The organism is Burkholderiaceae bacterium, assembly GCA_024235995.1.
In the GTDB taxonomy this organism is placed as follows: domain Bacteria; phylum Pseudomonadota; class Gammaproteobacteria; order Burkholderiales; family Burkholderiaceae_C; genus Ottowia.
This window is the reverse complement of record JACKLI010000001.1, coordinates 1,638,804-1,661,088: the sequence shown is the minus strand read 5'-3', so window position 1 is coordinate 1,661,088 and position 22,285 is coordinate 1,638,804. Positions and strand designations below refer to the sequence as shown.

Sequence of the window (22,285 nt, the reverse complement as noted above, 5' to 3'; positions counted from 1 at the left end):
ATGAGCGGTGGACATGGGCGCGCGCCCACGCGGGGCGCGCCGAAACCATCTATTGTCGCTGCAACCGGGCCGCGCGCGGCGGCGTCACCGCGTCACGGCGTCATTTCATGCCCAGGCTCAATTCGGCGTGCGGGACCCAGCCCTTGGGTGCGGCCGCGTTGTCGGCACTGGCGGCGCTGGCCGGGGCTGCCGCGGCGGACGCGGCCTTGGCGCCGGTCTGCGCCGCGCCCAGGAACAGGCGCGCGGCCGCCACGCCCTTGCCGACCAGATAGTCCTTGACCGCCACGCCGCGCTGCACGGCCAGTTGGCGCATGGCGTTTTCGTCCACGTCGATGTGAGCCATCAGCAGCGCCTCCATCTCGGGCACCGGGATGTCGCGCAGCATGCCGATGGCGTTGCGCGGCTTGCCGGGGATGTCGGCGCGGCGGTACAGGCGCTTGAGCAGGGCCGGGTAGTCGGGCGCGCTGGCGATGGCGGCGTCGGCCCCGGATGCGGCGGGCGCGGCGCCGGAGGCCGCACCCGCCGGCGCGCTGGCGGCCGATGCGGGCGCCGGCGCGGGTGCCGCGCTGCGCCGCTCGGCCGCCACCAGCTCATCCAGGCGCTGGCGCCGCGCGCCTTGGCGCTCGTCGTCCAGCCGCGCGCTGCCGGCCACCGTGAGCTTGAGGCCGGGGCGGTCGGCCAGGGCCTTGGCCACCTTGTCGAGCTGCGCGCGGGCCTTGGCATTGAGCTGCGCGCTGCCCGGCGCGAACGCCACCTGCGACAGGTCCTGCCCGCCGTCGCCGCCGCCCAGCGCCCGTGCCAGCAGGCTGAAGGGCGCGGTGATGGCCTTGCCGATCAGGTTGATGATGGCCTTGAAGATGATGGGGCCGATGGAGAACTGCGGGTCGTTGAGGGAGCCGCTGATGGGCAGGTCCAGGTCGATCACGCCCTGGCTGTCGGCCAGCAGGGCGGTGGCCAGCTGCACCGGCAGGCTGGCGGGCGCGCCGGCCACCGGCTCGCCGAACTCGAGCTGGTTGAGCACCAACTTGTTGGTGGCGGTGAGCTGGCCGTCGGGCTGGATCTTGTAGGCCACGTCCATGCTCAGCTTGCCGCGCTCGATGCCGTGGCCGGCGTACTTGACCGAGTAGGGCGACAGCGGCGGCAGGTCCAGATCGCTCACCTTGGCGCGGATGTCCAGCGCCAGCGGCTCGGCCAGCGGGTTGACCTGCCCGTCGATGGCCAGCGTGGCCGTGCCCTCGGCCGTGCCGCTCAGGGCCAGCTCGGCCATCTGCGGCGCGCCGCCCGGCGCCACCGAGCTGAAAGCGCCCAGCGAGCCATTGAGCGCCGTCAGGTCGGCCGAGTAGTTGGGGCGGATGAAGTGGTCGGTGAAGTCGATGCTGCCATTGACCAGCTTGGTGGGGCCGAAGCGGATGACCGGCGCCAGCGGGTCGGCCTTGGGCTCGGGCCTGGCAACCGCGGCCGCGGCGGGCGCGGCGGACACGGGGGCGGCGTTGAATTCTCCTGAAACCGTGGCGTTCGCCGCATCCGCTGCTGCCGTCGCCGGCGCCGGGCTGGCCGGCGGCGCCTGGCCGTCGGACTTGACGATGTCCTGCAGGTTGATGCGCCCGCTGGGGTCGATGGCGATGCGGGCGAAGAAGTCGGACAGCAGCGAGCTGCCAATGGCCACCTGCGGCGCCTGGCCGGGGGCCAGCTGCACGTCCAGCCCGTCCAGGCGCAACTGCTTCCAGCTCAGCAGCTCCTCGCCCAGGCCGCCGGCGCCGCCGCGCGCCGCCACGGGCGCCAGCGGCGCCTGCGAGGCAGCGGCGGGCGCGGCGCCGGACGCGGTGGCGGCCGGCGGCTTGGCCGATGCCACGCTGACAGCCGTGCCCGGCTGGCTGTAGGTGCGCAGCTCGTCCACGCGGGCATCGCCCTCGACCCGCACGCGCGGGCCGCGCTCGGTCTCGGCAAAGTCCACCCGCCCCTTGAAGCCGGTGTCGGCGCGCAGCACGCGGATGTTGAGCTGCTGGCCGAAGTAGGGCTCGAAGGCCTGCAGCGGCAGGCGCTGCACGTCGACGGCGCCGCGCGCGGCCAGCGGCGCCCAGGCCACGGACCCGTTCCAGGACAGGCGCCCCGGCTCGCCGCCCGAGCGGCGGCCGGTGCCCAGGCGCGCGCTCAGCTGCACCTCGGCCGGCTGCTTGCCCGCCAGGTCCAGCTTGCGCGCATCGACCTTCAGCTCGGTGATCTCGGCGCGCACCGGCCGCGGCATGGCCTCGTCGCGCCAGCCCACGGTGCCGCCGGCCACGGCCAGCTCGTTCACGCGCACGGCCCAGGGGGCGTCGGCGCGCTCGGACTTGTTGTCAGGCTTGCTGTCGGCCTTGCCTTCGGGCTGGCGCAGCCAGCGCTCGAACATGAAGTGCTGCTGGGCATCGCGCTCGACCTGCACGCGCGGGCCCTGCACGGCCAGGCGGCCCACGGTGACGGCGCGCGCCTGCGGGTCGAGCTGCACGTCGGCCAGCTCCAGCGCGTCGACGTGGGCCAGCTCGTCGGCCGGCGCGGTGTCGCCCGGCCGGCGCTGGGGCGCGCCCTCGCCGCTCCATTGCAGCTGGTCCAGCTGCACGCGCTTGGCGGCCACGCTCCAGGTGGGCGCGGCGCCGGCCGACTTGGGCAGCGCCCATTGCAGGCGGGCGTCGGCGCCCAGCGTGCCGGCCAGGCGCGGCACCAGGTAGGGCGCCAGGTACGGGCCCGCCAGCGCCAGCGGCACGCCGGCAACCTGCACGCCGACCTCGCCCTGCGCGGCGCCGACGCGGCCTGCGAACTGGATCGACGCCGGCCCCGCATGGGCGGGCGCGGCCGCCTTGGCCTTGGGCCCGGCCGGCGGCTGGGCCTTGGCGCCCTTCTTGCCCCGGGCCGCCCGCGTCGTGGCCTGGCGGCCCTGCGGCGCGGGCTTGGCGGGGGCGGCGGCGGGCGCCGCCACGCTGGCGACGGCGCCGGCCAGCACGGTCGAGCCCTTGAAGTCGAACGGCTGCTGCAGCGGCCAGGCGATGGCCTCGGCCTGCAGCTCCAGCTTATCGAGTTGCGCGGCGGCGGCCGGCGCGTGCTCGCTGGCGGTGCTGTCGTCGCGCCAGTCCACGCTGGCGCCGTGCACGGCCACCTGGTCGATGCGCAGCTTGAAGGCTTCGCCGTCGGCCGGGGCCGCCGGGCTGCTGGCGGTCGAAGCAGTGGACGCGCTGGGCGCCGCCGGTTTCTTCAAGCTTTTTTGGCCGCTGGCCCCCGTCCCTTCTGCGCGAGCAGCTTCTTTTTCAGGAGCATCGGCGGGCAGCAGGTTGATCCGCCCGTCGGCGCCGCGGTGCACGGCCACGTGGGGGTTGACCCACTCCACCGAGGCCAGGTGCAGCTCGCGCGCCAGCGGCTGCAAGTCGGCCAGCTTCAGCTTGAGGGCGTCGAAGGCCAGGGCAGGAGCGCCCTGCCGGTCGGCCGCCTTGACGTCGCTGAGCGCCAGGCTGCCCGTCACGCGCAGCGCGGGCTGGGGCGTCTGCTCGAAGGCCAGGCGCAAATCGGCATCCACCACGCCGGCCTGCAGCGTCAAGGGCAGGCCGGCCGGCAGATAGCCCAGGTAGGGCTTGAGGTCGAATTGGGACAGCCGCAGGCTCGCATCGGTGTGGCGCGAATCGTCGAACGGCAGGGCCTGGGCCTGCGAGTCGAAGCGGCTGCCGTTCAGGCTGAAGGCCAGCTGCGGCTGCACCTTGACCTCGCGCGCCTTCGGCAGGTTGCTGATGAAGGGCAGCGCCAGGCGCAGATCGCGCAGCTGCTGCACGCGGCCCACCGCGCGGTCGTCGAAGTCCACGCGCCCGTCCTGCAGCACGATGTTGTACAGCGCAAAGCGCAGCGGCCTGGACGGCTGGGCGGGCGCGGGCCCGGCCGTCAGCCGCGCCAGGATGTCGTCGATGTCGTAGTGGCCCTCGCCCGTGTGCGTCAGGCGCAGCGCGGGCGCGTCCACCTGCAGCGCGTCCAGCACCGGGCCCAGGCGCCACAGCGACTGCACGGCGGCATTCAGGTAGATGCGCTTGACGCTGAGCTGGTCGGGCGCGCCGGCCAGGCCGCCCACGGCCAGGTCGTGCACCGTCAGCTCCAGCGACCAGGGCTTGAACTCGACCTGGCCGATGCGCACCGGCCGGCCCAGTTGCTCGCTGGCGATCTTCTGGCCCTGCCACTTGAGCAGCGGCGGCACCGCCAGCCACAGCAGCCCCCACAGCAGCAGCAGCGCGCCCACCGCCCACAGCAGGCGCCGCCCCCAGCGCCGCCACCCTGCGCGGCGCGCGGGCGGCGCGGCTGCGGGTGGCGTGGGTTGGGCCGCTTCGTCGATCTCGGTCTTGCTTGGCATCACGCGGACGATTGTCCCCCCAAGGCGCGGGTGTCTGCCAACGGCGGGCCGGCTTTGAGGTAACAACTTTTCGCAAAAAACCGGGGTCGAAGCCAGAAACGAGAAAGCCCGGTGGCTTGGCCTTCGGCCGCCCCACCGGGCCTTCAGGCAGTGTGACAAAAGCGTCCTGGCCTGCCTGGGTTCCGCGCCGGAAAGCGGGTTGTTTCCGGTGGCGGAGAAGGCAAGAGATTGCCTTCTGTGAAAGAGGCCGCTGGGCTGCCATGCTGCGGTATCGGCTACCGCGCGCCGGCTCTTCAGAGACCTCGGCCGTCCGATGCGATCGGACGGCTTCACTGTAAGTCCCCGGCCCCGCGCGCGCCAGTCGGCAATTTCAATCCGACCGGCCACCTCATTACCGCCTTCAATGGCGCCCGCGCAGGCCCCATGCCTGCGGCCCGGCGCGCTTGCAAAGCCCGAGCATCGGCCTTTTTTATATCCAAATTTGACTTTTGACTCAAATTTTTAGTGTTGACTATGTATGAAAGACCTTTCTAGAATCCACCGTTCCCCAAAAAACAAGGGGAATCCCTGATCCGCTGCCGATCCCGGCAAGCTGGCTTGCAAACCGAACCCGGCTCCCCCTGGAGCCATCGCGCCTGTCGTCATGGGCGCCTGCAGCCGGCCCATCAACTGACATCAGGACGTGCAAGCCCCGGGCCGCCAGCCCACCCATCGCGATGGCGATGCCGCCGTGCTGGCCCCGGATCGCTGCCGCCCTGACGAGGAGTGTTATGACAGCGTCTGGACGCCTTGCCGCAGTGGGAAGCGGCCTGAAGACCTTTGCCGGTGACGTGGCGGAGGGGCTTTTTGAAATCACCCACAACAGCCTGGCCCTGCTGGGCGTGGTCACCGTGCTGGCCGTGGCCCTGCTGGGCACGCGGCCCGAGCTGCGCCAGCAGGGCGAGGACCGGCTGGCCGACTGGCTGCAGGCGCGCAAGGTGGCCACGCTGGACATCGCGCCCGAGCCCGAGGCCATCGACCGCGCCACCGCCACCGACCCCAAGGCGCTGCCGCGCGAGCAGGCCAGCGTGGCGCAATGGATCGCGCGCAAGTACCACGTGGCGCCCGAGCCGGTGGCCGCCCTGGTGGCCGAGGCCTACGACGTGGGCCGCGCCAGCAAGCTCGACCCGACGCTGATCCTGGCGGTCATGGCGGTCGAGTCCAGCTTCAACCCCTTTGCACAAAGCGCCGTGGGCGCACAGGGCCTGATGCAGGTGATGACCGACGTGCACGCCGACAAGTACCAGCACTTCGGCGGCAGCTACGCGGCCTTCGACCCCAAGACCAACCTGCGCGTGGGCGTGAAGGTGCTGCAGGAATGCATCGCACGCGCCGGCTCGCTGCTGGGCGGGCTGAAGTACTACGTGGGCGCTGCCAACCTGGCCGGCGACGGCGGCTATGCCGACAAGGTGATGGCCGAATACGCGCGCCTGCACCGCGTGGCCACCGGCAAGCCGCTGCCCGCGCAGCCGCCCGTGGTCCAGCCGCCGGCCAGCCCGCCGCCGGCCGCCGACGGCGCCGACCTGCGCGCCGCCAACAGCGCCACCACGCCGTCTGTAGTGGCCAAGCTGGCGTCCTGAACGCCTGCGCTGCAGGCCGCGACTCGGCTAAACTTGCCCCCGTGTGCGACTGGCGATAGGCCCCGGTGCCGACCGGAGCCGACGTGGAGCGCGGCGGTTCCTCCGCCCATCACCACGGGGAAGCGCACCGCCCGCGCGCCCAAGGCGCGCGGCGCGCCCGAATAGCCGTTCGCCTGGGCAGCCCTTGCCCGCCAAGGGAATCCCGTCCACAAGGATTGCCATGTACCAACGCAGCACCACCATTGCCCAGCAGGACCCCGCCGTCTGGGCCGCCATCCAGGCCGAGCACCAGCGCCAGGAAGAGCACATCGAGCTGATCGCCAGCGAGAACTACGCCTCGCCCGCCGTCCTGCAGGCGGCCGGCACGCAACTGACCAACAAGTACGCCGAGGGCTACCCCGGCCGCCGCTACTACGGCGGCTGCGAGCACGTGGACGTGGTCGAGCAGCTGGCCATCGACCGCGTCAAGCAGCTGTTCGGCGCCGAGGCCGCCAACGTGCAGCCGCACTGCGGCGCCAGCGCCAACGAGGCCGTGCTGCTGGCCTTCTGCAAGCCCGGCGACACCATCATGGGCATGAGCCTGGCCGAGGGCGGGCACCTGACGCACGGCATGCCGCTGAACATGTCGGGCAAGTGGTTCAACGTGGTCAGCTACGGCCTGAACGCGCAGGAAGCCATCGACTACGACGCCATGGAGCGCACCGCGCGCGAGAAAAAACCGCGCCTGATCATCGCCGGCGCCAGCGCCTACAGCCTGGAGATCGACTGGGCGCGCTTTGCCAAGGTGGCCAAGGAGGTGGGCGCCATCTTCATGGTGGACATGGCGCACTACGCCGGCCTGATCGCCGGCGGCTGCTATCCCAACCCGGTGCCGCACGCCGACGTGGTGACCAGCACCACGCACAAGAGCCTGCGCGGCCCGCGCGCCGGCTTCATCCTGATGAAGGCCGAGCACGAAAAGGCCATCAACAGCGCCGTCTTCCCCGGCCTGCAGGGCGGCCCGCTGATGCACATCATTGCCGCCAAGGCGATCGCCTTCCAGGAGGCGCTGCAGCCCGAGTTCAGGCAGTACGCCGCCCAGGTGCGCAAGAACGCCCAGGTGGTGGCTGAAACGCTCACGCTGCGCGGCCTGCGCATCGTCAGCGGCGGCACGCAAAGCCACGTCATGCTGGTCGACCTGCGCGCCAAGGGCATCACCGGCAAGGAAGCCGAAGCGGTGCTGGGCAGCGCGCACATGACGATCAACAAGAACGCCATCCCCAACGACCCCGAAAAGCCCATGGTGACCAGCGGCGTGCGCATCGGCACCCCGGCCATGACCACGCGCGGCTTCAAGGAAGAACAAGCGCGCCTGACCGCCAACCTGGTGGCCGACGTGCTGGATGCGCCGCGCGACGAAGCCAGGCTGGCCGCCGTGCGCGCCCAGGTGGCCGAGCTGACGCGCAAGTTCCCGGTCTACGGCTGAGCGCCCGCCCGGGCTCTGGAAAACTATCGTTTCGATAGCTACCTGCGCTTGATCGACAGGCGCCAGAGCCCGATTGAACCCAAAAAATGCGCTGCCCCTTCTGCACCCACAGCGAAACCCTGGTGGTGGACAGCCGGGTGTCGGACGAGGGCGACTTCATCCGCCGCCGCCGCCAGTGCGCGCACTGCGGCAAGCGCTTCACCACCTACGAGCGGCCCGACGTCAGCTTTCCGGCCATCGTCAAGAAGGACGGCCGGCGCGTGCCCTACGCACGCCCCAAGCTGCAGGCCTCGCTGCAGCTGGCGCTGCGCAAGCGCCCGGTCAGCACCGAGCAGCAGGACGCGGCCATCGAGCGCATCGAGGAAAAGCTGCTGGCCACCGGCGCGCGCGAAGTCGCCTCCAGCCGCCTGGGCGAGCTGGTGATGCGCGAGCTGAAAAAGCTCGACAAGGTGGCCTACGTGCGCTTTGCCAGCGTGTACCGCAGCTTCGAGGACATCGACGAGTTCCGCGCGCTGGTGGACGAAGTCAAGCGTTGAGCGCGCCCGCATGGACCTCCTGATCGCGCTGGCGGCGGCCTTCGTCGTGTTCGCGGCCCTGCGCGGACGCGAGCAGGCCCGCCGCATCGCCCTGCTGGGCCGGGTGCTGGGCCCCTACCGCATCGAGCCCATGCTGGAGAGCCTCACCGAGGGCTACCTGCGCTGGCTGCACGAGGCCGACGCCGAGCGGCGCGCCCAGATCTGGGGCACGCTGCAGGCCACCGAACAGGCCCTGGCCAGCCAGTTCAGCCGCTTTGCCGTCGACTTTGCCCGCGTGGACGCGCCGCAGGCGCAAATCGCCAAGCTGCCGTTCGCCCTGCCCTTCGCGCAGCCGCTGCCCCAAGGCATGCGGTTCGACGCGCGCCGCCTGTTCGAGCTGCACGCGCGCGCCATCGACGCGCTGGCGCGCCACGCCGACGGCCTGCCCGACAAGGAGCACGCCTACCGCATGACGGCCGAGCTGTACCTGATGCAGCACAGCTGCCACTGGTTCTGCCGCTCCCGCAACGTCGCCTCGGCGCGCCTGCTGGCGCGCCACCAGAGCAGCTACGCGCAGGTGCTGGCCGGCGTGGCGCCCGCCACGCGCCGCGACTACGAGGCGCTGGTGCGCTGAGGCGCCCGCGCTTGGGCAGACTTCACTTCGGCAGGTGCGCCCGCGCCCACTGCACGATGGCGCCGGGCGCCGTCAGCGCGCCCGCCTGGCGCGCCACCTCGCGCCCGCCGACGAACAGCGCCAGCGTCGGGATGCTGCGGATGTTGTAGCGCGCACCGAGCGCGGGCACGGCCTCGGTATCGACCTTGGCCAGCCGCATGTGCGGCTCCAGCAGCGCGGCGGCCTGCTCGTAGGCGGGGGCCATCATGCGGCAGGGGCCGCACCAGGGCGCCCAGAAGTCGACCAGCACCGGGATCTGGCTGCGCGCGACGTGCTTGTCGAAGCTGGCCTCGTCGCCCAGCGCGACGGGGTGGCCGGCAAACAGCGGCTGCTTGCACTGCCCGCAGGTGGGCGCGCTGGCCAGCTGGTCGCCACGCACGCGGTTGGTGGTGTGGCAGTGGGGGCAGACGATGTGCAGGGGGGTTTCGCTCATGGAGTCATTCCTCGGTATGCTTGCGCATTTTGCGGCGGGCCGGGACAAAACAAGGCCCGTCCACCCGCGCCCCCTCGATCCCCCATCGCATGCATCCTCCCGCCTCGCCGCCGCGGCCGTCGCCGTGGGCCATCGACCCGGCCGACCCGCGGCAGATGGCGCGCCTGACGCTGGCCTACATCCTGCTGCACCTGCTGGTGTGGACGCTGCTGCCGGCCATCAGCCACCGCGCGCCGCCCTGGGACAACATCGAGCAGCTGGTATGGACGCAGTCGCTGCAATGGGGCTACTACAAGCACCCGCCGGCCCCCACCTGGTGGATGTACTTCTGGACCGGGCTGCTGGGGCGCACCGTGTGGGTCACCTTCTTCGCCGCCGAGCTGAGCGTGGCGGCCATGCTGGTGTGCGTGTGGCGCCTGGCGCTGGCGTTCACCACGCCGCTGCGCGCCTTCGTGTCGGTGGTGCTGACCTCGCTGGTGGCCTACCACGGCCTGCGCGGCATCATGGCCAACCACAACACCCTGCAGCTGATGCCGGTGGGCATGCTGCTGTGGGCCGTGCTGGCGGCCGTGCGCGCGCAGGGCGCGCGCCGCTGGCTGCAGTGGGCGCTGGTGGGCGCGGCGGCGGCGCTGACGCTGCTGTCCAAGTACAGCGCGCTGGTGTGGTTCGCCGTCATCGGCGTGTGGCTGCTGCAGGACGCGCGCATGCGCGGCGCGCGCGCCTGGGCGCCGGTGCTGCTGGCCACGGGCCTGGGCCTGGTCGGGGTGGCGCCGCACCTGGCCTGGATCGCCGAGTCGGGCTTTGCCTCGCTGCACTACGCCGAGCGCTCGGTCGAGCAGGGCATTGCCGGCAACCGCAGCCACTGGGTGGACCTGTGGGACTTCGCCACCACCCAGCTGGGGCGCATGGTGCCGGCCCTGCTGGCGCTGGCGTGGCTGCGCGGGCTGCTGCGGCGCGACGCCGTCGCCGCCGCGCCGCCGGCCGTGCTGGGCGAGCGGCGCTTCGTGCTCTTCATGGGCCTGGGGCCCCTGCTGCTGACGCTGGCGCTGGGCGTGGGCGGGGTGCACCTGGCCGCATCCTGGGCCACCACCTTCTACGTGTTCTTCGGCCTGCTTCTGCTGCGCTGGGTGCCGGCGGTGGCGCCCGCGCGCCTGCTGCGGGCCACGCTGGTGGTGGGGGTGGCGATGGAGCTGGTGCTGGCCGGCGGCCTGGCGCTGGGGCGCGGCGTGGGGGTCGAGCTGCTGGGCCGCCCCGCCCGCTCCAACTTTCCGGCGCCGGCGCTGGCGGGGCAGCTGGAGCAGGTGTGGCGCCAGCATGCCCACACGCCCCTGCGCGTGCTGGTGGGCGAGACCTGGCTGGCCGGCAACGTGTCGATCCACCTGCCCTCGCAGCCGCTGGTGTTCATCGACGGCGACCCGGCGCACGCCCCCTGGATCGACACGGCGGCGCTGGCGCGCTGCGACCTGCTGGTGCTGATCGACCGCAGCCCCAAGGCCCCCGAGCCCGAGGCGACGCAGCGGCAGTGGATGGCCCGGGCCCAGGCCCGCGGCCAGGTCAGCGTGCCCTGGACCGCCAGGCCCCAGGGCCCGCGCCTGACGGTGGACTGGGGCATCGTCCCGGCCAGCGCGCCCGACTGCGCGGGCGCGCAGCTGACCATGCGGCACTCGCCCTGGGCGTTCGGATTACTATCGAGACGATAGCTTGTTGGGCAGATCGGGCGCCGGCTACAGCCCGATTTCATTCAAATTCTGGCGCACCCGCTCACGGCCGCTGGCACGCCGGCGGCACGTAGGCGCGCCAGGCGATGTGCAGCGGCGCGCCGCCCCCGTGGCGCGGCCACGGAATCCGCCACTCGCCCTGGCTGACGCGCCAGCTGCCGGGCGGCGCCTGGTCGAGCACGGGCGCGGCGGGCGCGCCGTCGTAGTCGCCCACGTGCCACACCAGCAGCGCGCCTTCGCGCCGCAGGCGCTCGGGCGTGATCGAGGGCGAAAGCCGCGGGTCGGCGTCCACCAGCACCGCCGCCATGGGCCGCACGCCCTCGGCCACCAGGCCGGCCTCCCAGATGCTGCCGGCCACCACGCGCAGCGGGCAGCGGGCCAGCTGCTGCCACTGGCGCTGGGCCTGCGCGCCGAGGGCCTGGGCCGGCCAGTCCATGCGCGTGGGCTGCGCCCGCCCCTGCCAGCTCCAGCCCAGATACCCGGCCATGGCCAGCGTCATCAGCGCCATCCACAGCGCCAGGGCGCGCCCCAGGGCCGCGCGCCTTCGCGCTAGCCCCTCGGGCGCGACGCCGGCCAGCAGCAGCACGGCCGACAGGTTCCACATCGGCGTGCCCCACATGGGATGCAGCCGGGCGCCCAGCAGCGAGCCGCCCGCGGCCACCAGCAGCGCCGGGGCCAGCGCCACCGCCAGCAGCCAGCGGCGCTGCGCCGGCTCGGCCACGGCCAAGTTCCAGCGCCAGCGCCAGGGCCAGGGCCGCAGCCCGCAGGCCAGGGCGATCGCCAGCAGCGGCGCGTGCGCCAGCAGCTGCACGGCGAGAAACTCCAGGCCCGAGGCGTGGTCTGGCCGCGGCCCGCCGCCGGCGCGGGCGGCGAAATACTCGAAGGGCATGCCGCCGTGCCGCACCAGCCACAGCACGTGCGGCGCCAGGACCAGGCCCGCCACGGCCAGCGCCAGCCAGGGCCCCGGCCGGCGCAGCACGCGCGCGTCGTGCCACAGCAGGCTGGCCGCCAGGCACAGCAGCAGCACCGCGGTCGAATACTTGGCCAGCAGCCCCAGGCCGGCCCACGCGCCCAGCCACAGCCAGTGGCGCAGCTGGCGCCCGGGCGCGCCGTACGTCACCTGGTGCGCATGCCAGGCCAGCGCGGCCCAGGCCGGCAGCTGGGCCATGTTGTGGTTGAACTCCAGCGTGGGCCACGTGTAGTAGTACACGGCGTACAGCAGCAGCGCGGCCAGCCCCGCGCGCTCGGGCCCCAGCAGCACGCGCGCCAGCCGGTGCACGTAAAACAGGGCCAGCAGGACGGCCAGCTGGCCCAGCAGGTAGGGGCCGAAGCGGCCCAGCAGCTGAAACGACGCGACCAGCAGCCAGGCCGGCAGCGGCGGATGCTTGAAGTAGCCCCACTGCCACGCCTGGCCCCAGGCGATGCCCTCGACCACGTCCAGCGGCAGGCTGGGCGACAGCAGGGCGGGCAGCAGCGTCCAGGCCAGCACGTAGGCCGCCAGCGCCCAGGCCCAGGCCGGCCAGCGGCGCGCCACCGGCCAGCCGGCTGCGGTCCATGCGCCCATTCGGCCGTGCGGGACGCAGGTCAGGCCAGGGAGCGGCCCAGGCGCGCCACGCCCTCGCGGATCAGCGCCTCGCCCACGGTGGCGAACGACAGCCGCAAGGTGCTGCGGTCGGGCTGGGCGCAGTAGAACGGCGCGCCGGGCACGAAGGCCACGCCCTGCTCGATGGCGCGCCGGGCCAGCTCGCCGGCGTCCTGCAGCTTGCCGCCGGCGCCGGTCAGGCGCGCCCACACGAACAGCCCGCCCTGCGGCGGCACGAAGTCGACCGCCGCGCCCAGCTCCTGGCGCAGCGCCTGGCCCATGGCCTGGGCGCGCTGGCCGTAGGTGGCGCGCACCCGCGCCAGCGTGGCCGGCATGTGGCCGGCGGCCAGGTAGCGCGCGGCGGTGGCCTGCGCGAAGGTGCTGGTGTGCGCGTCGGAGAATTGCTTGCACATGGTGGCCTTGGCCAGCAGCGCGGGCGGCGCCACCAGCCAGCCCACGCGCAGGCCGGGCGACAGCACTTTGCTCAGGCTGCCGCAGTGCACCAGCCAGTCGCGGCTGCCGGGCACCTGCTCGCTGAGCGCCAGCAGGCTGGGCGGCGGCGGGGCGTCGAAGTACAGGTCGCCGTAGGGGTCGTCCTCGACGATCAGGGTCTGGTACTTGACGGCCAGCTCCAGCACGCGCTTGCGCCGCTCCAGGCTGAGCATGGCGCCGCTGGGGTTGCCGAAGGTGGGGATCAGGTACACCAGCCGGGGGCGGTGCTGCACGATGAGCTGCTCCAGCCGGTCGACCTGCACGCCCTCGCCGTCGATGGGCGCGCCGATCAGCTCGGCGCCGTACAGGCGAAAGCACTGGATGGTGGCCAGGAAGGTGGGGCCTTCGACGATGGCCTTGCTGCCCGGCTCCAGCAGGGTCTTGCCCAGCAGGTCGAGCGCCTGCTGGCTGCCGGTGGTGACGATCAGTTCGTCGGGCGCCAGGCCACGCACGCCCTTGGACTGCATGAAGGCCGCCAACTGCTCGCGCAGCGGCTGGTAGCCCTCGGTGGCGCCGTACTGCAGCGCGGCGCCGGGTTCGTCCTGCAGGGCCGCGTCGACCGCCTGCCGGATGCCCGCCACGTCGAACATGGCGCTGTCCGGAAAGCCGCCGGCAAAGCTGATGATGCCGGGCTTGCCCAGCAGCTTGAACAGCTCGCGGATGGCCGAGGTTTCGACGTTGTCGAGGCGCTTTGCAAAAGGCAGGGTGGTCATGGAGAAGGGAAACAGGGGTTGATCAAAAAACGCCGCGCGTCAGCCCAGCAGCAGGGCGTCGTCGGCCAGCTTCTCGCCGCGCACCTTCTCGAACATGTGCAGCAGGTCGGGCACGTCCAGGCGGCTGCGCTCGTCGCCGGCCACGTCCAGCACCACCTGGCCCTGGTGCAGCATGACGGTGCGATCGCCCACGTCCAGCGCCTGGCGCATGCTGTGCGTGACCATCATGGTGGTCAGCTGGTTCTCGGCCACGATGCGGCGCGTGAGCTGCAGCACGAACTCGGCCGTGCGCGGGTCGAGCGCGGCGGTGTGCTCGTCCAGCAGCAGGATGCGCGAGGGCTGCAGCGAGGCCATCAGCAGGCTGACGGCCTGGCGCTGGCCGCCCGACAGCAGGCCGATGCGGTCGGTCAGGCGGTTTTCCAGCCCCAGGCCCAGGGTGGCCAGGCGCTCGCGGTACATGGCGCGCTCGGCCTGCTTGACGGCCCCGCGCAGGCCGCGGCGCGTGCCGCGCTGGCGGGCCAGGGCCATGTTCTCCTCGATCGTCAGGTCCTCGCAGGTGCCGGCCATGGGGTCCTGGAACACCCGCGCCACGCGCTCGGCGCGCGCCCACACGGGCAGGCGGGTGACATCCAGGCCGTCGATGGCGATGCGGCCCGAATCCACGCCCAGGTCGCCCGAGATGGCGTTCAAAAACGTGGACTTGCCGGCGCCGTTGGAGCCGATGACGGTGACGAACTGGCCGGCCGGGATCTCCAGCGACATGCCGCGCAACGCGCGCGTCTCGATCGGCGTGCCGGGGTTGAAGGTGATGTGCAGGTCTTGCGCGCTCAGCATGGCTTGCTCCTTCACAGGCTCTTGGGCGCGTCGGGCAGGCGCCGGTGCTGCAGCATGCGCTTGAGCTGCGGAATCACCAGCGCGATGGCGACCAGCACGGCGGTCACCAGGTTCAAATCCTGCGCCTTCAGGCCGATGAAGTCGCTGTTGAGCGCCAGCGCGATGAAGAAGCGGTAGACGATGGCGCCCACGATGACGGCCAGCGTGGCGTAGACGATGCGCCGCGAGGGCATGATGGCCTCGCCCACGATGACGGCGGCCAGGCCGATGACGATGGTGCCGATGCCCATGGAGATGTCCGAGCCGCCCTGCGTCTGCGCGAACAGCGCGCCGGCCAGGCCGACCAGCGCGTTGGAGATGGCCATGCCCAGCAGCACCATGGCGCCGGTGTTGATGCCCTGCGCGCGCGCCATGCGGGCGTTGGAGCCGGTGGCGCGGATGGCCAGGCCGCGCTCGGTGGAGAAGAACCAGTCCATGGCCAGCTTGGCCACGACGACGATCAGCAGCATCAGGATCGGGCGCCACCAGTAGTCGGCCAGGCCGGCCGGCTGCAGCACGTTGAACACCGTGGGGTCGTTGATCAGCGGCACGTTGGGCCCGCCCATGATGCGCAGGTTGACCGAGTACAGCGCGATCATCATCAGGATGGAGGCCAGCAGGTCCATGATCTTCAGCCGCACGTTGAGCCAGCCAGTGATGAGGCCCGCCAGCGCACCCGCCAGCGTGGCGACGGCGGTGGCGGTGAAAGGATCGGCGCCCTTGGAGATGAGTGTGGCGCACACGGCGCCGCCCAGCGGAAAGCTGCCGTCCACCGTCAGGTCGGGAAAGCGCAGCAGCCGAAACGACAGCAGCACGCCCAGCGCGACCAGGGCGAAGATCAGGCCGATTTCGATGGCGCCCAGCAGCGAGAAAAGAGACATGGTGCAAGGGGGGCTGAAAAACAAGAAGGAGCCATGATGTCATGGCTCCCGGGGGTTCGAATGGCGGTTTTCCCGCCCTCGAAGCCGCTTACTTGACGACCTGCGCCGCCGACTTGACCAGCGCGTCCGACAGCTTGACGCCCTGCTTCTCGGCCGCGCCGGGGTTGACGTACAGCTCCAGCTTGCTGCTGGTCTCGGGCTTGATGTCGCCGGGCTTCTCACCCTTGAGGATGCGCGCCACCATGCGGCCGGTCTGCTCGCCCAGGTCGCGGTAGTTGATGCCCAGCGCCGCGATGGCGCCGCGCTTGACGCTGTCGGTGTCCGAGGCCACCAGCGGGATCTTGGCGTCCTGGCCCACCTTGACCAGCGACTCGTAGGCCGACACCACGTTGTTGTCGGTGTTGGTGTAGATCACGTCCACCTTGCCCACCAGGCTGCGCGCGGCGCTGCTGACGTCGACCGAGCGCGGGGCCGAGGCCTCGACCAGGCTCATGCCGCGCTTGGCCAGCAGGTCCTTCATCTCCTTGACCACCACCACCGAGTTGGCCTCGCCCGGGCTGTAGACCATGCCCACGCGCTTGGCGGCGGGCACCACCTGCTTGATCAGGTCGATCTGCTTGTCCAGCTGCAGCAGGTCGGACACGCCGGTGACGTTGGTGTGCGAGGGCTCCCAGCTGGGCACCAGCTTGGCGGCCACCGGGTCGGTGACGGCCGAGAACACGATCGGCACCGTCTTGGTGGCGGCCACCGCGGCCTGGGCCGTGGGCGTGGCGATGCCGACGATGGCGTCGGGGTTGTCGCCGACGAACTTGCGCGCGATCTGCGCGGCCGTGCCGGTGTTGCCCTGCGCGCTCTGGTACTGCCACTTCAGGTTCTTGCCGGCCTCGTAGCCGGCGTCCTTCAGCGCGGCCTGCACGCCGTCGCGCACGGCGTCCAGCGCCGGATGCTCGACGATGGCCAGCACCGCCACCGATTTGTCCTGCGCGCTGGCCGGGGCCACCGCCGCCATGGCCAGCGCCACGGCTCCCAAAGGCATCCACGGCCATTTCTTCATCTGCATTGCCAACGTCCTCTTTGCTTGCGGGTTGATGGATCGGGCGGCCGCATCGCGCCGCCGGGTGACAAGTCTACGCCACTTTGCCTGGCGTCAATATCAAATCAAAAACACCTCTCGCGCCCGCCAACCAAGCGCCAGGCGCTATCGTTTTTACATCTCCGAGTAGTTGGGTCCGCCGCCGCCCTCGGGCGTGACCCAGACGATGTTCTGCGTCGGGTCCTTGATGTCGCAGGTCTTGCAGTGCACGCAGTTCTGCGCGTTGATCTGCAGCCGCATGGCGCCGCCGCCCTGCGCCTCGTCGGGCACGAACTCGTACACGCCCGCCGGGCAGTAGCGCCCCTCGGGGCCGGCGTATTGCGGCAGGTTGATGCGCACCGGCACCGTGGGGTCCTTCAGCGTCAGGTGCGCCGGCTGGTTTTCCTCGTGGTTGGTGTTGCTGATGAACACGCTGGAGAGGCGGTCGAAGGTGAGCTTGCCGTCGGGCTTGGGGTAGTCGATGGGCTTGAAGCTGCTGGCGGGCTTGAGCTGCACGTGGTCGGGCTGGGCGCGGTGCAGCGTCCAGGGCATGTGGCCGCGCAGGGCGTACTGCTCCAGGCCGTTCATCACCGTGCCCACCGTCAGGCCCTTCTTGAACCAGTTCTTGAAGTTGCGGTCCTTGTTCAGCTCGCGCGCCAGCCAGCTGGCCTCGAAGGCCTCGGGGTAGGCCGCCAGCTCGTCGCCCTGGCGGCCGGCCAGCACGGCGTCGCACGCCGCCTCGCCGGCCAGCGAGCCGGTCTTGATGGCCGCGTGGCTGCCCTTGATGCGGCCGACGTTGAGGTAGCCCGCGTCGCAGCCCACCAGCGCGCCGCCGGGGAACACCGTCTTGGGCAGCGCCAGCACGCCGCCGGCGGTGATGGCGCGCGCGCCGTAGGACAGGCGCTTGGCGTTGACGTTGCCATCCTGGTCGGTGAAGTACCACCGGACACGCGGGTGCGTCTTCCAGCGCTGGAACTCCTCGAACGGGCTGAGGTAGGGGTTGGCGTAGTTCAGGCCCGTGACGAAGCCGCAGTAGACCTTGTTGTCCTCGGCGTGGTACATGAAGGCGCCGCCGTAGGTGAACTCGTCCATCGGCCAGCCGGCGGTGTGCATGACGAAGCCCGGCGTGTGGCGGCTGGGGTCGATCTCCCACACCTCCTTGATGCCGATGGCGTAGCTTTGCGGGTCGCTGTGCTCGTCCAGCTTGTAGCGCGCGATGAGCTGCTTGCCCAGGTGCCCGCGCGAGCCTTCGGAGAAGATGGTGTACTTGCCGTGCAGCTCCATGCCGAGCTGGAAGCTGTCGGTCGGCTCGCCGTCCTTGCCGATGCCCATGTTGCCCGTGGCCACGCCCTTGACGCTGCCGTCGTCGTTGTACAACACCTCGGCGGCCGGAAAGCCGGGGAAGATCTCCACGCCCAGTTCCTCGGCCTGCGCGGCCAGCCAGCGCACCACCTTGCCCAGGCTGGCGATGTAGTTGCCGTGGTTGTTGGCAAAGGGCGGCAGGAACAGGCCGGGCACGCGCGTGCCGCCGGTCTCGCTCAGGAAGACGTAGGCGTCCTCGGTCACCCGCTGGTTCAGGGGCGCGCCCTTTTCCTTCCAGTCGGGGATCAGCTCGGTCAGCGCCTTGGGGTCGATCACGGCGCCCGAGAGGATGTGCGCGCCGGGCTCGGAGCCCTTCTCCAGCACCACCACCGACACGTCCTGGCCCTTCTCGGCCGCGCGCTGCTTGATGCGGATGGCGGCCGACAGGCCGGCCGGGCCGGCGCCGACGATGACCACGTCGTACTCCATGGACTCGCGGGGGCCGAACTTCTGGATGATTTCCTCAGGGGTCATGGGCATGAAGGTCTCGCGTTTGAAATAATGGAAACTCGGGCATGGGCCGGCGCGCGCGGCGGCGCCGGGCCATCCATCGATTCTATGCATCGGCGCGGGCGCCCAGGCCGCCCCGCTTTCGGAGCCACCTTCATGAGCTACCACATCGACCTGTCGGGCCGCGTCGCCCTCGTCACCGGCGCCTCCAGCGGCCTGGGCGCGCAGTTTGCCCGCACCCTGGCGCGCGCCGGCGCCGGCGTGGTGCTGGCCAGCCGGCGCCAGGACGCGCTCAAGAACCTGCGCGCGCGCATCGAGGGCGACGGCGGCGACGCCCACGTGGTGGAGTGCGACGTGACCGACGTGCAGTCCATCAAGGCCGCCGTGGCGCACGCCGAGACCGAGATGGGCTCGATCGACATCCTGGTCAACAACTCGGGTGTGTCCACCACCCAGCGCCTGCAGGACGTGAGCGAGGACGACTACGACCACGTGTTCCACACCAACGTGCGCGGCGCCTTCTTCGTCGCGCAGGAGGTGGGCAAGCGCATGCTGGCGCGCGCCCAGGGCGCGGCGCCGGGCAGCTTCACGGGCGGGCGCATCATCAACATCGCCAGCATGGCCGGGCTGAAGGTGCTGCCCAAGATCGGCGTGTACTGCATGAGCAAGGCGGCCGTGATCCAGATGACCAAGGCGATGGCGCTGGAATGGGGGCGCCACGGCATCAACGTCAACGCCATCTGCCCCGGCTACATCGACACCGAGCTGAACCGCCACCACTGGCAGACCGAGGCCGGCCGCAAGCTGATCGGCATGCTGCCGCGCCGCCGCGTGGGCACGCCCGCCGACCTGGACGCGGTGCTGATGATGCTGGCCTCCGACGAGAGCCACTTCGTCAACGGCGCCATCATCAGCGCCGACGACGGTTTTGCGGTCTGATGGGGATCCAGCCCGCTTCCATCAAGCGTCATCAGCCATTATTTTTGTAGCAATACCCGACCGTACCACCCCGATGAAGCTCGACCTCCCCGAACAGAAAAGACTCGTCCACGAGATGCTCATCCCCATCCGCTGGGGCGACATGGACGCCATGGGCCACATCAACAACACGGTCTACTTCCGCTACATGGAGACGGCGCGCATCGAATGGGTCAACGGCATGGGCCTGGCGCCCCGGCCGGGCGGCGAGGCCATCGTCATCGTCAACGCGTTCTGCAACTTCATCCGCCAGTTCGAATACCCCGGCGAGGTGCGCATCAAGACCTTCGTCAGCAACCCCGGCCGCAGCTCGTTCGACACCTGGGTGACGATGGAGCGCACCGACGACCCCGGCACCGTGTACGCCACCGGCGGCGCCACCATCGTGTGGGTCGACATGGCGGCGCACAAGTCCGCGCCCCTGCCCGAGTGGCTGCGCCGCGAGGTGGAGCCGGCACCGGCGGATTGAGCGCCCATCACGAACCCCCAGACCAAAATACCAACGCCGTCTATACTTCGTTGGTACATTTTCAAAAGGGCCACCCATGTCCAAGGAAGCCATGTTCACGATGAAGCTCGAACCCGAGCTGCGCGACGCCTTCATGGCCGAGGCCCAGGCCAGTCACCGGCCCGCCTCGCAAATCCTGCGCGAGCTGATGCGTGACTTCATTCAGCGCCAGCGCGACACACGCAGCTACGACGCCTTCTTGCAGGAGAAGGTCGCGCAGGCGCGCCAGCAGATCGAAGCGGGTGATTACGCCGGCGCGGACGAGGTCGAGGCCCGCTTTGCCGCCCGCCGCGCCCGCATGGCTGGCCAAGGCTGAGCGCGCGGATTCGTGAAGGTCTTCTGGACCTCGGGCGCCGAGCGGGATCGCGCCCGCATCTTCGAGTTCATCGGCCAGGACAACCCGCTCGCCGCCATCCGGATGGATGAGCTGTTTGCGGCGGTTGCCAATCGCCTGGCGGAACACCCCTTGCTGGGCCGCACGGGCCAAGTCCCGGGTACGCGCGAGCTGGTCGCCCACGAAAGCTACCGGCTGGTCTACGAGGTGCACGACGACGCCGTCTGGCTTTTGGCTCTGGTGCACACGCGACGGCAATGGCCACCGTGATGGGTGAAAATCAGCCGACATGACGGCCAAACCCATCCCCCACCCCTACGAAGACCTGATGCGCCACGTGCACGAGCACGGCGTGTTCAAGGCCGATCGCACGGGCACCGGCACCCGGAGCGTGTTCGGCCACCAGATGCGCTTCGACCTATCGCAGGGCTTTCCGCTGGTGACCACCAAGAAGGTGCACCTGAAAAGCATCGTCTACGAGCTGCTGTGGTTCCTGCGCGGCGACGGCAACGCGCGCTGGCTGCAGGAGCGCGGCGTGTCGATCTGGGACGAATGGGCCGACCCGGCGACGGGCGATCTGGGCCCCGTGTACGGCGTGCAGTGGCGCAGCTGGCCCACGCCCGATGGCGGACACATCGACCAGATCGCGCAGGTGGTGCAGCAGCTCAAGGCCAACCCCGACTCGCGCCGCATCATCGTGAGTGCCTGGAACGTGGCCGACCTGCCCAGGATGGCGCTGATGCCCTGCCACGCCTTCTTCCAGTTCTACGTGGCCGAGGGGCGCCTGTCCTGCCAGCTCTACCAGCGCAGCGCCGACATCTTTCTGGGCGTGCCCTTCAACATCGCCAGCTACGCGCTGCTGACGCACATGCTGGCGCAGCAGTGCGACCTGCAGGTGGGCGACTTCATCTGGACCGGCGGCGACTGCCACATCTACAGCAACCACGAGGCGCAGGTGACCGAGCAGCTCAGCCGCGCGCCCTACCCCCTCCCGCAACTGCGCATCAAGCGCCGGCCGCCGTCGATCTTCGACTACGAATACGAAGACTTCGAGGTGCTGAACTACCAGCACCACCCGGCCATCAAGGCGCCGGTGGCGGTTTGAACATTCATGATCGAATCCGGCTGTTGCCCGCGTGCTTCAAGCGCAGACAGCTATTGATTTAAAAGCAACGCCATGACCGACCTGCTCTCGCTGTACCGCACCATGGTGCGCATCCGCGCCTTCGAGGACGCGGCCGAGGCCGCCAGCCAGGGCGGCGTGTCCTGGGGCGGCGCGGCCACCGGCGGCGGCGAGGTGCGCGTCAAGGGCCCGTTGCACCTGTCCACCGGCCAAGAGGCCGTGCCCGCCGGCGTGTGCGCGCACCTGACACCCGCCGACCTGCTGACCAGCACCCACCGCGGCCACGGCCACACCCTGGCCAAAGGCGCCGACACCACGCGCATGATGGGCGAGCTGTTCGGCCGCGCCAGTGGCACCAACGGCGGCAAGGGCGGCTCCATGCACATCGCCGATTTCTCGGTCGGCATGCTGGGCGCCAACGGCGTGGTGGCGGCCGGCCTGCCGATTGCCGTGGGCGCGGCGCAGGGCTTGAAGATTCGTGGCCAGGACGCCATCGCGGTGTGCTTCTTCGGCGACGGCGCCATCAACCGCGGCCCCTTCCTGGAGGCGCTGAACTGGGCCGTGGTCTACCAGCTGCCGGTGCTCTTCGTGTGCGAGGACAACCGCATCTCGGCCACCACCGACAGCCGCGCCATGACGGCCGGCCCCGGCGCCAGCGTGCGCGCCGCGGCCCTGGGCATTGCCGCCATGCAGGTCGATGGCACCGACGTGCAGGCCGTGAGCGAGGCCGCCGCCACGCTGATCGGCGAGGTGCGCGCCGGCCATGGCCCGCGCCTGCTGCACGCCATCACCGACCGGCACAAGGGCCACGTGTCGGTCGACCCGGCCAACTACCGCAAGCCCGAGGACGTGGCGGCCGCCCTGGCGCGCGACGGCATCGCCCGCACGCGCGCGCAGCTGCTGGCGCAGGGCCACGGCGCGCAGGTGCAGCAGATCGAGCAGCAGGCCAAAGCCGAGATCGACGCCGCCGTGGCCGCCGCCAGCGCCGCGCCGCCGCCCGAGCCCGGCGCGGCCTACACCGACATCCAGACCGTTGGCGCGGGGGTGTGGGCATGAGCGCCGCACCCATGAGCGCCGCACGGCCGCCCGAAGGCGCGAGCGCCCCCTTGGGGGGCAGCGCACCTCGCGCAGCGG

General features: G+C 71.1%; 19 protein-coding genes. 11 read left to right on the top strand and 8 right to left on the bottom strand.

The annotated features are described in order from the left end of the window. Positions 1-100: 100 nt before the first annotated feature. Positions 101-4,360 carry a DUF748 domain-containing protein gene (locus H6927_08015; GenBank protein ID MCP5218050.1) on the bottom strand — a complete coding sequence of 1,420 codons (4,260 nt, stop codon included), beginning with the start codon at positions 4,358-4,360 and terminating at the stop codon, positions 101-103. A 770-nt stretch (positions 4,361-5,130) separates the two neighbouring features. Here H6927_08015 and H6927_08010 point away from each other — a divergent pair. The 4 genes from H6927_08010 to H6927_07995 all read left to right on the top strand — a co-directional run bounded on the left by H6927_08010 (position 5,131) and on the right by H6927_07995 (position 8,593). Beyond that, positions 5,131-5,979, top strand: coding sequence for a lytic transglycosylase domain-containing protein (locus H6927_08010; GenBank protein MCP5218049.1), 849 nt, complete (start codon positions 5,131-5,133; stop codon positions 5,977-5,979). Positions 5,980-6,199: 220 nt separating this feature from the next. Next, entirely contained in the window at positions 6,200-7,444 is a 1,245-nt protein-coding gene (locus H6927_08005) for a serine hydroxymethyltransferase (GenBank protein ID MCP5218048.1), read from the top strand. 86 nt (positions 7,445-7,530) lie between these two features. Then, entirely contained in the window at positions 7,531-7,980 is a 450-nt protein-coding gene (gene nrdR / locus H6927_08000) for a transcriptional repressor NrdR (GenBank protein MCP5218047.1), read from the top strand. Between the two features lie 10 nt (positions 7,981-7,990). Continuing rightward, on the top strand, positions 7,991-8,593 hold the full coding sequence (locus tag H6927_07995) for a hypothetical protein (GenBank protein MCP5218046.1): 603 nt from the start codon (positions 7,991-7,993) through the stop codon (positions 8,591-8,593). A 22-nt stretch (positions 8,594-8,615) separates the two neighbouring features. Here H6927_07995 and trxC read toward each other — a convergent pair whose 3' ends face one another. Continuing rightward, the gene (trxC, locus tag H6927_07990) at positions 8,616-9,065 is read right to left on the bottom strand and encodes a thioredoxin TrxC (GenBank protein MCP5218045.1); all 450 of its coding nucleotides are present in this window, start codon (positions 9,063-9,065) and stop codon (positions 8,616-8,618) included. An 89-nt stretch (positions 9,066-9,154) separates the two neighbouring features. Here trxC and H6927_07985 point away from each other — a divergent pair, with 89 nt between their 5' ends. After that, entirely contained in the window at positions 9,155-10,765 is a 1,611-nt protein-coding gene (locus H6927_07985; GenBank protein ID MCP5218044.1) for a glycosyltransferase family 39 protein, read from the top strand. Positions 10,766-10,826: 61 nt separating this feature from the next. Here H6927_07985 and H6927_07980 read toward each other — a convergent pair whose 3' ends face one another. From H6927_07980 to H6927_07955, 6 genes are all read right to left on the bottom strand, one after another. Next, a complete protein-coding gene (locus H6927_07980; protein MCP5218043.1) occupies positions 10,827-12,347 on the bottom strand; it encodes a glycosyltransferase family 39 protein in 1,521 nt (506 codons plus the stop codon). 20 nt (positions 12,348-12,367) lie between these two features. Continuing rightward, positions 12,368-13,561, bottom strand: a complete 1,194-nt coding sequence (locus H6927_07975) for a PLP-dependent aminotransferase family protein (GenBank protein MCP5218042.1) — start codon at positions 13,559-13,561, stop codon at positions 12,368-12,370. Positions 13,562-13,609: 48 nt separating this feature from the next. Next, positions 13,610-14,404, bottom strand: a complete 795-nt coding sequence (locus H6927_07970) for an ABC transporter ATP-binding protein (GenBank protein MCP5218041.1) — start codon at positions 14,402-14,404, stop codon at positions 13,610-13,612. Positions 14,405-14,415: 11 nt separating this feature from the next. Further along, positions 14,416-15,324 (bottom strand): ABC transporter permease, encoded by a 909-nt coding sequence (locus H6927_07965; protein ID MCP5218040.1) that lies wholly within the window; start codon positions 15,322-15,324, stop codon positions 14,416-14,418. 88 nt (positions 15,325-15,412) lie between these two features. Continuing rightward, positions 15,413-16,384, bottom strand: coding sequence for an ABC transporter substrate-binding protein (locus tag H6927_07960; protein MCP5218039.1), 972 nt, complete (start codon positions 16,382-16,384; stop codon positions 15,413-15,415). A 147-nt stretch (positions 16,385-16,531) separates the two neighbouring features. Next, entirely contained in the window at positions 16,532-18,232 is a 1,701-nt protein-coding gene (locus H6927_07955) for an electron transfer flavoprotein-ubiquinone oxidoreductase (GenBank protein MCP5218038.1), read from the bottom strand. Between the two features lie 132 nt (positions 18,233-18,364). Between H6927_07955 and H6927_07950 the strand changes: the two genes are divergently transcribed. The 6 genes from H6927_07950 (at position 18,365) to H6927_07925 (ending at position 22,207) form a co-directional block, all read left to right on the top strand. Continuing rightward, positions 18,365-19,147 (top strand): SDR family oxidoreductase, encoded by a 783-nt coding sequence (locus H6927_07950; GenBank protein ID MCP5218037.1) that lies wholly within the window; start codon positions 18,365-18,367, stop codon positions 19,145-19,147. A 73-nt stretch (positions 19,148-19,220) separates the two neighbouring features. Beyond that, on the top strand, positions 19,221-19,655 hold the full coding sequence (locus H6927_07945) for an acyl-CoA thioesterase (GenBank protein ID MCP5218036.1): 435 nt from the start codon (positions 19,221-19,223) through the stop codon (positions 19,653-19,655). A 76-nt stretch (positions 19,656-19,731) separates the two neighbouring features. After that, positions 19,732-20,010: an antitoxin of toxin-antitoxin stability system gene (locus tag H6927_07940; GenBank protein MCP5218035.1), complete on the top strand. Its 279-nt coding sequence runs from the start codon at positions 19,732-19,734 to the stop codon at positions 20,008-20,010. A 12-nt stretch (positions 20,011-20,022) separates the two neighbouring features. Further along, complete coding sequence (locus H6927_07935) at positions 20,023-20,298, top strand: type II toxin-antitoxin system RelE/ParE family toxin (GenBank protein MCP5218034.1); 276 nt, start codon at positions 20,023-20,025, stop codon at positions 20,296-20,298. A 19-nt stretch (positions 20,299-20,317) separates the two neighbouring features. Next, complete coding sequence (locus tag H6927_07930) at positions 20,318-21,133, top strand: thymidylate synthase (GenBank protein MCP5218033.1); 816 nt, start codon at positions 20,318-20,320, stop codon at positions 21,131-21,133. 102 nt (positions 21,134-21,235) lie between these two features. Then, positions 21,236-22,207 (top strand): thiamine pyrophosphate-dependent dehydrogenase E1 component subunit alpha, encoded by a 972-nt coding sequence (locus tag H6927_07925; protein ID MCP5218032.1) that lies wholly within the window; start codon positions 21,236-21,238, stop codon positions 22,205-22,207. Positions 22,208-22,285: the final 78 nt, after the last annotated feature.